General features: G+C 66.9%; 8 protein-coding genes and 2 pseudogenes. 9 read left to right on the top strand and 1 reads right to left on the bottom strand.

The genetic code is table 11. The features are described 5' to 3' along the window. The 9 genes and pseudogenes from ROTAS13_RS11145 to ROTAS13_RS11105 form a co-directional block, all read left to right on the top strand. A pseudogene (locus ROTAS13_RS11145) lies at positions 1–334 on the top strand (UDP-2,3-diacylglucosamine diphosphatase); the annotation flags it as partial. Between the two features lie 8 nt (positions 335–342). Next, a complete protein-coding gene (locus ROTAS13_RS11140) occupies positions 343–1,407 on the top strand; it encodes a glycosyltransferase family 1 protein (protein WP_075822365.1) in 1,065 nt (354 codons plus the stop codon). A 339-nt stretch (positions 1,408–1,746) separates the two neighbouring features. Then, positions 1,747–2,844 (top strand): helix-turn-helix domain-containing protein, encoded by a 1,098-nt coding sequence (locus tag ROTAS13_RS11135; protein ID WP_075822364.1) that lies wholly within the window; start codon positions 1,747–1,749, stop codon positions 2,842–2,844. Between the two features lie 642 nt (positions 2,845–3,486). Next, a complete protein-coding gene (gene glsA / locus ROTAS13_RS11130) occupies positions 3,487–4,503 on the top strand; it encodes a glutaminase A (protein WP_075822363.1) in 1,017 nt (338 codons plus the stop codon). Between the two features lie 45 nt (positions 4,504–4,548). Then, complete coding sequence (locus ROTAS13_RS11125) at positions 4,549–6,213, top strand: MFS transporter (protein ID WP_253187659.1); 1,665 nt, start codon at positions 4,549–4,551, stop codon at positions 6,211–6,213. Between the two features lie 106 nt (positions 6,214–6,319). Beyond that, a complete protein-coding gene (locus ROTAS13_RS28585) occupies positions 6,320–6,610 on the top strand; it encodes an asparaginase domain-containing protein (RefSeq protein WP_075822361.1) in 291 nt (96 codons plus the stop codon). A 373-nt stretch (positions 6,611–6,983) separates the two neighbouring features. Continuing rightward, positions 6,984–8,126 (top strand): efflux RND transporter periplasmic adaptor subunit, encoded by a 1,143-nt coding sequence (locus tag ROTAS13_RS11115; protein WP_075822360.1) that lies wholly within the window; start codon positions 6,984–6,986, stop codon positions 8,124–8,126. After that, positions 8,123–11,170: an efflux RND transporter permease subunit gene (locus tag ROTAS13_RS11110; RefSeq protein WP_075822359.1), complete on the top strand. Its 3,048-nt coding sequence runs from the start codon at positions 8,123–8,125 to the stop codon at positions 11,168–11,170. Before ROTAS13_RS11115 ends, ROTAS13_RS11110 begins: the two co-directional genes overlap by 4 nt. Positions 11,171–11,242: 72 nt before the next feature. Further along, positions 11,243–11,899, top strand: a complete 657-nt coding sequence (locus ROTAS13_RS11105) for a patatin-like phospholipase family protein (protein ID WP_253187658.1) — start codon at positions 11,243–11,245, stop codon at positions 11,897–11,899. 5 nt (positions 11,900–11,904) lie between these two features. Here ROTAS13_RS11105 and ROTAS13_RS26240 read toward each other — a convergent pair. Then, a pseudogene (locus tag ROTAS13_RS26240) lies at positions 11,905–12,021 on the bottom strand (IS5/IS1182 family transposase); the annotation flags it as partial.

Raw genomic sequence — 12,021 nt, 5'->3', positions numbered from 1 at the left:
CTGGTTCAACACCGCCCGGCGGCGGATGGGATACCCCTACTGGTCGCTGTCGCAATGGCTGAAGCGGCGTGTGAAGGAAGCCGTCAAGGCGATCGACCGCTTCGAGGAGTCGCTGGCGCACGAGGCATTGCGTGGCGGCTATGACGGCGTCATCTGCGGCCATATCCATCATGCCGAGATGCGCGACATCGGCGGCGTGACCTACATGAACACCGGAGACTGGGTGGAGTCCTGCACCGCCCTGGTGGAGCATCCCGACGGACGCTTCGAACTGCTCGATTGTTCCGTCCGCGATCGCCTGGCCACGCCGCCCGCGCAGCCGGTGCCCGCCTGATGCGGCGGATGGACGGGCTGCCCAGCCTGCTCCCCCAGACGCCCGCGCGTATCCTGATCGTCTCGGATGCCTGGGAACCGCAGGTGAATGGTGTTGTGCGGACCTTGCAGACCGTCGCCGATCTTCTCCGGCGCGATGGCGACGTGGTCGAGATCCTGGGCCCTGACCGTTTCACCTCCCTGCCCATGCCCTCTTATCCGGAGATCCGGCTTGCCTGTTCCTCCCGCGCAGCGGTCGAGGCCCAGGCGGAAGCCTTTCGTCCGCAGACCATCCATATCGCCACGGAAGGACCGCTGGGCTGGATGATGCGGGCGGTCTGCCGCCGCCGTGGCTGGCCCTTCACGACGTCCTTCCACACCCGCTTTCCGGACTACCTGCATCTGCGGGCCCGTGTGCCGCAGAGCTGGTCCTGGGCCGTGCTGCGCCGCTTCCATGCTGCCTCCGCCGGAACCCTGGCGGCGACTCCCTCCCTGCTGCGGGAGATGGAGGGCCGTGGTTTCCGCAACCTCCAGCTCTGGACGCGTGGGGTGGATCTGGAACGCTTCCGGCCAGGGCTGCGGGATGGACCTCTCGACCCCTATGCCGGGCTCCAGCGTCCAGTCTTCGCTTGCTTCGGCCGGGTGGCGGTGGAGAAGAACATCGAGGCCTTCCTGAACCTCGATCTTCCGGGCTCAAAGGTGGTGGTGGGCGATGGACCGCGGCGTGCGGCGCTCCATGCCCGCTTCCCGGAAGTGCGTTTCCTCGGCCAATTGCACGGAGAGGCGCTGGCGGCCTGCTACGCGGATGCGGATGTGATGGTCTTTCCCTCCCGCACCGACACTTTCGGCTTGGTGATGCTGGAAGCCCTGGCGAGCGGAACGCCTGTCGCTGCCTTTCCCGTTCCGGGGCCGCTGGATGTGCTGGGCGGGGCGGCCGCGCCCGTTGGCGCCATGAACGAGGATCTTCGCGCCGCGTGTCTCGCCGCCCTTGCCGTGGATCGCGCGGCCTGCCGGGACCATGCGGAAGGCTGGTCCTGGGGCCGATGCAAGTCGCTCCTCCGGGCTGCCCTGGTCCCCATCGCCCAACTCGGCTGAAAACCCATGGCTCCGCAAGCCTGGCATTTTGCTTCTGCACCATCGGATGGGCCATGTCTGTCCCGGGAAGGCAGGAACATGCCTCCGGACCCGTCCTGAAGCCGGGCCATGGAAGTCACTTCGGCACTGGGAACGATGGCACGAATGTTACCCTGGCCCCGGAAGCGTGAGGTCGTCAGCATGCTACGAGCCCTGTAACGGCCCATTACATCGGTTCTGAAATGATACTTGTTGATGGTGGACATGTCCTAAGGCGACCACGATCTGGAGTTCAGAGTAATGACTCGCGCGAACGCTCTGCAGCACTGCGCCGGATCCCCTATGGATGGACCAGCGGGGATGGAGCAGCCACTCGCGTCCTGCGGGGCGGATTCGAGCCCGTTGCAACCGGTGGTCTTCTCGACCGACCTCGTTGAGCCGAGCCGCCGTCTCGATCTGTGGCAGAGCAAGTACGAGTCCTTCAACATCATCACACCGATGGGAGAGGCGGACCCGAGTTTCTCCGGCCGCAACGTGATCTGGTCCTTCGGTGCCCTGGCCCTGAGCCGTAACACGGCACCGGGCGTGTCGATCGAACGCAGTGCCCGGCAGGTCCGTCGCGACTCGATCGACCACTGGGTGGTGCGTGTGGCCCGGACCGGTGCGTCCAGGTACCGCTCCGCCTCGGCTTGTTTCGTCACCAGCCCGGGCGTGCCGGCCCTGTTCTCGCTCGGCGAGCCTTCCGAGAGCGACCGGACCAATGCGGATTGGCTCTCGCTCTACATCCCGCGCGACGCTTTCCCGGAGCTTTCGGTGGGCTTGGCCGCGCTTGGAGCTGGAGTGCTTGAAACCCCCGGGGCGGCTCTCCTGGCGGACTACCTGCTGCTGCTGGAACGACGCCTGTCGGCGATGACGCCGGAACAGGTGCCTGTTCTGGCCACGGCGACACGTTCCATGATCGCGGCTTGCCTCCTCACCGGCATTGCGCCGAAGGCCGTCTCGCCGGTGAACAAGGCGACTGCCCAGATAGAGCGAATAAGACAGGTGATCCGACAGAATATCAGTCGCGCCACGCTCGACCCCCAGAAAATCTGTCGCCTGGCGGGTGTTTCGCGTTCTGTCCTCTATCGGCTTTTCGAACCGCATGGCGGCGTGGCCCACTACATACAAGGGCAGCGCCTGCACATGGCGCATGCGATGCTCTCGGAACGCGGGTGCCGCCTCTCGCTGGGCGAGATCGGTGAGCGGGTGGGCTTCTTCGACGCCTCCACCGTCAGCCGGGTTTTTCGGCGGGAGTTCGGCTACACGCCGGGCGAGGCGCGTTCGGCCGGCCAGCAGGGCCTCCGGGCCGCCGGGGCGGAGACCATGCATTCCACATCCTTCGGCCTCGACTTCGGCGGCCTGCTTCGCCGGCTCGGTGCCGGCGACAGGCGTGGGGCTGCGGCGCCGCCAGCATGACCGCCAGAGGCCCTTCCGGTCCAGCCTGGGACGGGCCACACAGTGGCGGCATCCATGGCCCATGATCGCTGGTTGCCAGAAGCACTAGCCTTCTCGGACATGCGGCCTCTCACCAACCTCATCTTTGTCGCGGCCGGGCCGGCGGAAGTCACCGGTCGAAGGTACAGATCGCGGAACTGGCTGTCGGTCGAGGCGGCGACCTCTGCCGTAGCCCCGCTGGTTTCCGGCTGGCCTGCAAGGAGGAAGGTGGAATTTCCATGGAGAAGCTGGATCAGGTCCTGGCACGCATTGGTTCCGAACTGGAGGCGAGCCTGGAGAGGCTCTTCGTCCTGCTCCATTTCCACGGACCCCGCCGCCTCCGCCAAGGTCCTCTTCCGCCTCGCCTTCGAGCAGGGTCCGGATCCTGGCGGATTGCCAGAAGGAATTCCAGGAGCATGGCGCCAGCCGGGCGATCCGTTGTCCCATCAAGGGTTTGGCTCTCGCGAAGGCGCGGGAGGTCCTGATCGCGGAATGGGGTCGGCCCGCAATCTTCATCGCTGGCAGCGGCTCGATCCCGATCACGCGTAAGCTGAAGGTGGCCGGAGTCTGCGTACCGCGCCCTAGACGATCCTGCGCTGCGGCGACGCCAGGGAGATGGATGGAATGCACAAGGAATTGTTCGGCGGCGAATCCCGGGACCAGACCTCGGTCTCTACGGGGCACCTGCCTCCGCCCGAGAGGGTGGATGAGCTTCTGGAGGAAGCGCATCATCGCTTTCGAAGCAACGATGACGGCGTGGTCGCGGACTACATTCCTGCCCTGGCGAAAGTTCCGAGAGACCTCTTCGGCCTGTGCGTGGTGGAGGCGGACGGGGCCGTCCACACCGTCGGCGACGTGGACCATGCCTTCTCGATCCAGAGCGTCTCCAAGCCCTTCGTCTTCGCCCTGATCTGTCAGGCCATCGGTGCCGAGCCGGCCAGGGAGCGGGTGGGCGTGAACGCGACCGGCCTGCCTTTCAACTCGGTGATGGCGGTGGAACTGAATACCGACCGCACCATGAATCCGATGGTCAATGCCGGTGCCATCGCAACCACCAGCCTGGCTCCCGGCGATACGGCCGAGGCGAAGTGGCACTTCATCCAAGAGGGCCTATCCCGGTTTGCCGGGCATGAGTTGAAGATGGACTCGGAGATCTACGAGTCCGAGGCCGCCACCAACCTTCGCAACCGCGGGATCGCCAAACTGCTGGAGGGCTACGAGCGCATGTATTTCGACGCCCTGGAGGCCACGGATATCTACACGCGGCAGTGTTCGCTGCTGGTCACGGCGCGCGATCTCGCAGTGATGGGCGCGACCCTCGCCGATGGCGGGGTAAACCCGCTGACAGGCGAGCGGGTGATCGACGAGGCGCACTGCAAGCGGATCCTGGCGGTGCTGGCGACCGCCGGGCTCTACGAGGAGTCCGGCGACTGGCTCTACGAAGTGGGACTGCCGGGCAAGAGCGGGGTCAGCGGGGGCATCGTCACCATCGCTCCGGGCAAGGGGGGACTCGGCACATTCTCCCCACCACTGGACGGGGCAGGCAACAGCGTCCGTGGGCAGCTTGCCACCAAGTTCCTGTCGGAGCGCCTCGGCCTCAATCTATTTGCCTCGCGGCCGATCGAAGCCAGCCACCGGTGATGCAGGGCTCGCAAGAAAGGGATGTCCATGGATAAAACAACAACGTTGGGCGACACGCTCCCCGAGGCTCGGTCATCCTGGGTGCCCATGATCGCCATCGCCCTTGGCCAGGCCATCATGTCCTTCAATGTGGCTTCCCTGCCCGTGTCCCTGGCAGGCATGGTCAACAGCTTCGGCGTGCCGCCGACCACGATCGCCACGGGCATCGTGATGTATTCCCTGTCGGTGGCGGGCTTCGTCATGCTGGGCGCGAAGCTCGTGCAGCGCTTCGGCTCCACCCAGGTCTTCCGCATCGTCGTCGCCCTGTTCGGCGTGGCGCAGGTGCTGATGGTGGTGAGCCCGGTGGCAACGGTGATGCTGCTGGCGCAGCTTCTTGCCGGGTTGGCGGCAGCAGTGATCGTGCCCGCCCTCGTGGCGCTCATCGCCAACCATTATCATGGCCAGCAACAAGCGACCGCTGTCGGCACGCTGGGTTCGGCACGGGCCGGGGCCGGGGTGGCGGCCTTCCTGATCGGCGGGTTGCTTGGCACCTTCATCGGTTGGCGGCCTGTCTTCGGCATCCTGATCGCTGCCTCGGCACTAGTGTTCTTCCTGAGCTTCCGCCTGAAGCCGGAGGAACCGCGGCCCGAGGTGAAGATCGACGGGGTCGGCGTCATCCTGGCCGCGGCCGCGATCGTCATGACCGTCTTCGGCTTCAACAACCTCAATCGCTGGGGTCTCGGCATCGCCCGGCCGAGCGCGCCCTTCGACCTCCTGGGCCTTTCGCCCGCGCCGGTGATGATCGTCATCGGCATCGTGCTTCTCCAGGGCTTCATTGTCTGGACGCGGCGGCGCCAGGCAGCCGGCCAGACGCCCTTGCTTGATCTACGTGTCATCACTTCGGGGCAGGAGCGGGCCGCAGTCTATGCCATGTTCGCCGTGGTGGCGCTGGAGGCGATGCTGAACTTCTCGGTGCCGCTCTATATCCAGATCATCCAGGGCCGCACGGCGATCGAGACGGCGATCGCGATGCTGCCCTTCAACCTGACCGTCTTCTTCACCGCCATGCTGGTGGTGCGCCTGTATCCCTTCCTGGCACCGCGCCAGATCGGCCGCCTTGGCTTCATCCTCTGCACCCTGGCGCTGCTCTGGCTTGCCTGGGTGGTCCGCAACGACTGGTCGGCCGTGGCGGTGATGTTCGGGCTGATCGCATTCGGCATCGGCCAGGGGGCCCTGGTGACGCTGGTCTTCAATGTGCTGGTCACCGCGGCGCCCAAGGATCTGGCGGGCGATGTCGGGTCCTTACGCGGCACGACGCAGAACCTGGCGGCCGGTGTCGGCACCGCATTGGCCGGCGCGCTGCTGGTTGGGCTGCTGAGCAGCGCCATCCTCTACCGTGTGGCGGAGAATCCGCGCTTGCCGCCGGCGGTGGTGTCGCAGATCGACCTCGACAGCATCAACTTCGTCAGCAACGACCATTTGCTGGAGATCATGCAACGTACCGGTGCGGCCCCCGAGGTCGTACAGGAAGCCGTCCGGATCAATGCCGAATCCCGACTCCGGGCCCTGAAGATCGGCCTGCTGGTGATGGCCTGTGTCTCGCTTCTCGCCATCTTTCCGGCGGGACGGCTTCCGGCCTACCGCCCTGGCGAGATCCCGGCGCATCCGCCTGTCCCGGCCGCTGGCGCTACCGTGGCGGCAATCAGGGAGGATGAGGAGGCCGCCCTATGAGCCTGCCTCGAACGCTGATCCTGTCCCTGGGCGGCACCATCGCCATAGTGCCGGGAAAGGGGAGGGGCATCGCGTCGAAACCGGGGGGGCACCGATCTCGTAGCCATTGTCCCGGGCCTCTCGGGGCTGGCGGAGATCGAGGCCCGTTCGCCCCCGCGCCTGCCCAGGCCCTTCCCCGGAGGATCTGCTGACAGTGACAAGGGTTATCGAAGCCGGCTTCCAGGTCGGCTTCGACGGTGCGGTGATCATCCAGGGTGCGGACACGATCGAGGAATCCGCGTTCCTCCTCGACGTGCCGGTGACAGGCGATAAGCCGGTCGTGATGCGAACCTGCCCGGCGCTGTCCAGGTGGCGGCTCCGTCGCAGGCCCGCGGGCTCGGCGCCCTGGCCGTGTTGACTGCTGCTCGGCCTCGCCCTGCGGCCAGGGTCTGGGCTTCCTCCCGACGAGGCCCTCGCGCCCTATCAGTAGAGCCCTGTGAACAGGCCGGGGAACGGTGCGGCGTGCGCCGAACGAACCGGAGTACAAGACGCTCCCGAGCCGTGCCTTTAGCGGACCATCACATCTGGGACGGTCCAACGCATTTGGAACATGTTTATGTCGAGGGCCTTGTCGATAAACCTGCAAAACAGATGGAGGGGGCGCGCACCATGGTTGTCTTCGGACGCACAGGGAAAAGGTTCCCGATGCGTTGGAACAATGGCCGGCGCGATCGGCGTGGGCCGACGCGATCGCCATGATTCAGCGGCATTTGCATCGGAGACGCCCCAGGATGCCGCAGGCACTCGGACCCGCCACCACGACGAGGCTGCTGCGGCAGGGTTTGACACTCACCAGCCTCCTGGCTCTCTTCGCCTGCGGCCCGGCCGAGCCGCCACCGCCGGAGCCGCCGCGGCCGGTCCGTGCCATCACCACATCGCTGGAGCCGGGTGGCGAGGCGGTGACGCTGACCGGGCAGGTGGAGGCGGCTGAGGAAGTCGGCTTAGCCTTCCGCATCGGCGGACGGATGATCGAGCGCAACGTGAACGTCGGCGACCAAGTCCGCGCCGGCCAGATCATCGCAAGGCTGGAGGACCGCACGCCGCGCGACAACCTGCGGGCCGCGCGGGCGGCCACCGCAGCGGCGCGGGCGGCGCTGGTGCAGGCGCGCAACCACTACGACCGGCAGAACCAGCTGCTGCGCAGCGGCTTTACCACCCGAGCTAATTACGACGACGCGGTTCGGCGCCTGCAGGCCGCCCAGTCCCAGGTGGATGCCAGCCTGGCGCAGGAGAACATCGCCGAGACGACGCTCGCCTATACGGATCTCGTGGCGGATTCCAACGGCGTTGTCACGACCCGTGGCGCCGAGCCGGGCGAGGTCGTGGCGGCGGGACAGCGCATCGTGACCCTGGCCCGTGAAGGTGGCCGCGACGCGGTGTTCGACGTGCCTGCCCGGCTGATGGAGCAGGCAGGACCCGACCCGCTGGTCACGGTGTCACTGAGCGGCAACCCATCGGTCAGGACGACCGGAAGGGTGCGGGAGATCTCGCCGCAAGCCGATCCGGTGACACGGACCTTCCGGGTAAGGGTCGGGCTGATCGATCCGCCGGAGACCCTGCGGCTGGGCTCGACGGTCAATGGCAGCATCCAGATCGGCGGAGTGAGCGGCATCGATGTCCCGGCCTCCGCCCTGACCCGGGGCAGCCAGGGCCCGGCGGTCTGGGTGGTGAACGGCCAGGATTCCACCGTTGCCCTGCGCCCGGTCGAGGTGGCGCGCTACGACGCCGCGCGGGCCATCATCGCCGATGGACTGCAGGAGGGCGAGGTGGTGGTGACCGCGGGGGTGCAGACCCTCCGGCCCGGCCAGAAGGTCCGGCTGCTCGGCAATGGGCAGGCTGCCCCTCAGGCTGCGGCCAGGGACGGTGCGCGGTGAAGCCCTTCAACCTTTCCGAATGGGCGCTGAACAACCGCTCCATCGTCGTCTATCTGATGATCGTCGCGGTGCTGGCCGGCACCCTGTCCTTCCTGCGCCTGGGCCGGGCGGAGGACCCGGTCTTCACGATCCGCACGATGATCGTGCAGGCCAACTGGCCCGGCGCCTCCATGAACGACACGCTGAACCAGGTCACCGAGCGGCTGGAGCGCCGGCTGCAGGAAACGCCCAACCTGAACCGGCTGCGCAGCTTCACCCAGCCTGGCCAGAGCCTGATCTATGTGGAACTGCTGGGAAGCACGCCGGACGCCAAGGTCGCGGACACCTGGTATCAGGTCCGCAAGTACATCGGTGATATCCGCCACACCCTGCCGCCCGGCATTCAGGGCCCTTTCTTCAACGATGACTTCGGCGATACTTTCGGGATCGTCTATGGCTTCACGGCGGACGGCTTCACCCATCGCGAGCTGCGCGACCATGTGGAGGAGATGCGTTCGGAACTGCTGAAAGTCCCCGACGTTTCCCGGATCGAGTTCATCGGGGCTCAGGATGAGCGGGTCTTCATCGAGTTCTCGATGGAGAAGCTGGCGGGGCTGGGCATCGACCGGAACGCCTTGATCGCCGCGTTGCAGGCGCAGAACCTGATCTCACCCGCCGGCACCATCGAGGGTGGGCAGGAGCGGCTGCTGCTGCGCGTCTCCGGCTCCTTCGAATCCGAGGACGACATCCGGGCGACGAACTTCTCCATGGGCAACCGCATCCTGCGCCTGAGCGACGTCGCGGAGGTCCATCGCGGCTATGCCGACCCACCCCAGCCCATGTTCCGCGTGAACGGGCGGGAAGCGATCGGCCTCGGCATCTCCATGCGCGACGGCGGTGACGTGCTGCAGCTCGGCCGCAACATCGATGCGGCGGCGCGGCGCGTCATGGCCGACATGCCGGTGGGGATCGAGATGCATTCGGTGGCTGAGCAGCCGCGGACGGTCGAACTGGCCATCGCCGACTTCATGGGCTCCCTCTGGCAGTCCATCGCCATTATCCTGGTGGCGAGCTTTGTCAGCCTCGGCCTGCGGGCCGGCGCCATCGTCGCCCTGGCCATCCCGCTGACGCTCGCCATTGTCTTTCCCATCATGCAGGTCGCCGGCATCGACCTTCAGCGCGTCTCCCTGGGCGCTCTGATCATCGCCCTGGCGCTCATGGTGGACGACGCCATGACCACCGTGGACGCCATGATGAACCGGCTCGCGGCGGGCGACAGCAAGGAGGCGGCCGGCACCTACGCCTTCCGCGCCCTCGCCTTCTCGATGCTCGCGGGCACATTGGTGACCATCGCCGGCTTCGTGCCGATCGGCTTCGCCCGCAGCTCGGCCGGCGAATACACCTTCTCCATCTTCGCGGTCGTCACCATCGCCCTGCTGGTGTCCTGGCTGGTCGCGGTGATCTTCGCTCCCCTGCTCGGCGTGCTGATCCTGCGGCCGCCCAAGCCAGGAACCTCCAACGAGCCCGGGCGGCTGGTGCGGATCTACCGCTCCTTCCTCGGGGGGGCGATCCGCTGGCGGTGGTTGACCATCGCCGCGACGGTGGGGCTCTTCGCCCTGTCGGTCTTTGGCATGCGCTTCGTCAGCCAGCAGTTCTTTCCGCCCTCGGACCGCTATGAGCTGATGGTGGACCTGACCCTGCCGCAGAACGCCTCGATCCACGCGACCGACGCAACGGCGGCGCGGCTGGAGGCCATTCTGGCCAAGGACGCGGATGTCGAGCGCTGGAGCACCAATGTGGGCCGCGGCGCCATCCGCTTCTACCTGCCGCTGGATGTGCAGCCGCCGAACAACTTCTTCGCCCAGCTCGTGGTGATCACCAAGGGCCTGCAATCCCGCGACCGGCTGGAGACCCGGCTGGAGCAGTTGCTGCCGGAGCAGTTCCCCGATGTGGTCGGCCGCGTCTATCCGCTGGAACTGGGCCCGCCGGTCGGCTGGCCCATCCAGTACCGCGTCTCCGGCGACGATCCGGACAAGGTGCGTGATCTGGCGATGAACCTAGCCAAGGTGGTGGCCGCGCATCCCTCCACGCGCGGCACCAGCTTCGACTGGATGGAGCCCGCCCGCCAGCTTCGTGTCCGGGTGGACCAGGACGAGGCCCGGCGCCTCGGGCTGAGCTCGGCGGCGGTGGCCAGCGCCCTGAACGCGGCGATCTCCGGCACCACGGTGACGCAGATGCGCGACGGCATCTACCTGATCAACGTGGTGGTGCGGGCGGTCGAGGCCGAACGGATGTCGGTCGATGCCCTGCGGACCCTGCAAATTCCGATCCCCGGGGGGCGCACGGTGTCGCTGAGCCAGTTCGCCACCTTCGACTACGATCAGGAATATCCGATCATCACGCGCCGGAACCGCGTGCCCACGCTGACGGTTCAGGCCTATCTGCCGCGGGGCGTGCTGCCCAACGACGTGGTGGACGACCTGGAGCCGGGGATCGCCGCGGCGGTGGCGGCGCTGCCGCCCGGATACCGGATCGAGACGGGCGGCATCGTCGAGGAAAGCGCCGACTCCCTGGCCTCGGTGAAGGCGGTTGTGCCCATGATGCTGTTCATCATGCTCACCGTGCTGATTTTCCACCTGAAGAGCTTCTCAAGGCTCTTCATCGTGCTGAGCGTGGTGCCGCTGGGCCTGATCGGCGTCGCCGCCGCCCTGCTCCTGTCCAGCAGCCCGCTCGGCTTCGTCGCCATCCTGGGCGTGTTGTCGCTGATGGGCATGATCGCCAAGAACGCGGTGATCCTGGTCACGCAGATCGAGGCCGAGCGCAAGGCGGGACGCAGCGTCACCGAGGCGGCGCTGGAGGCCAGCACCTCCCGCTTCAGGCCGATCATGCTGACCGCCGTCTCCACGGTGCTCGGCATGATCCCGATCACGCCCACGGTGTTCTGGGGGCCGATGGCCTTCGCCATCATGGGCGGCCTCCTTGGTGCCACGATCCTCACGCTGATCTTCCTGCCGGTGCTCTATGTGACCTGCTTCGAAGGGCGGGTCGCGGCGCGACCAGGCTGATCCGGCCGCGGCCAACCGCTCTGCCGAACAGCCTTCCCGCTTGTCCACACACCGGAAAGCATGGAGCCTCGTATGAGCAAGACATCCAACACGTCAGACGCTTCCAAGGACGGGACGGCATCGCAGCCCGGGGAGGCCACTCCGAAAGCCAGCCTGCGCGATCCTGTCGCCATCGATCTCGGCCTGCAGGGTGGAGGCTCGCACGGCGCCTTCACCTGGGGTGTGCTGGACCGGCTGCTGGAGGAATCGTGGCTGGAGATCGATGCGATCAGCGGCACCTCGGCCGGGGCCATGAACGCCACTGCCCTGGTGACCGGCTATCAACAGGGAGGACGCGATGGCGCGAGGGCGGCGCTGGAACGCTTCTGGAGCGCCGTGGCCCGGGCAGCACTGCTGAGCCCCCTCAGGCGCGGTCCGCTCGACATCCTGCTGGGCCGCTGGTCGCTGGATAGCTCTCCGGCCTTCCTGGCAATGGACATGATGGCCCGCCTGGTCTCGCCCTATGACATCCACCTGACTGGCGGCAACCCGCTGAACGCGGTTCTGGCCGAAACCATCGACTTCGGCCGCCTGGCCCATGCCCGGCAGCGCCTCTACGTCACCGCCACCAATGTTCGCACTGGCCGGGGCCGGGTCTTCCGCAACGCCGAGGTCACGCCCGAGGCGCTGATGGCCTCGGCCTGCCTGCCCACCCTCTTCCGGGCCGTGGAGATCGATGGCGAAGCTTAGAGCGCCTAACAGAACCGCCTAATCTGGCCGAGGCAGACGAGGGCGCAGGCGAGTGTGGTGAAGGCGAGGTGGATGTCGGCGCGGCGCTCGTAGCGGATGGTCAGGCGTCGGTAGCGGGCGAG

It is taken from the genome of Roseomonas sp. TAS13 (genome assembly GCF_001950415.1).
Taxonomy (GTDB): domain Bacteria; phylum Pseudomonadota; class Alphaproteobacteria; order Acetobacterales; family Acetobacteraceae; genus Roseomonas; species Roseomonas mucosa.
Note: the sequence above shows the minus strand (reverse complement) of the source record. Positions and strands in the feature narration are given on the sequence as shown.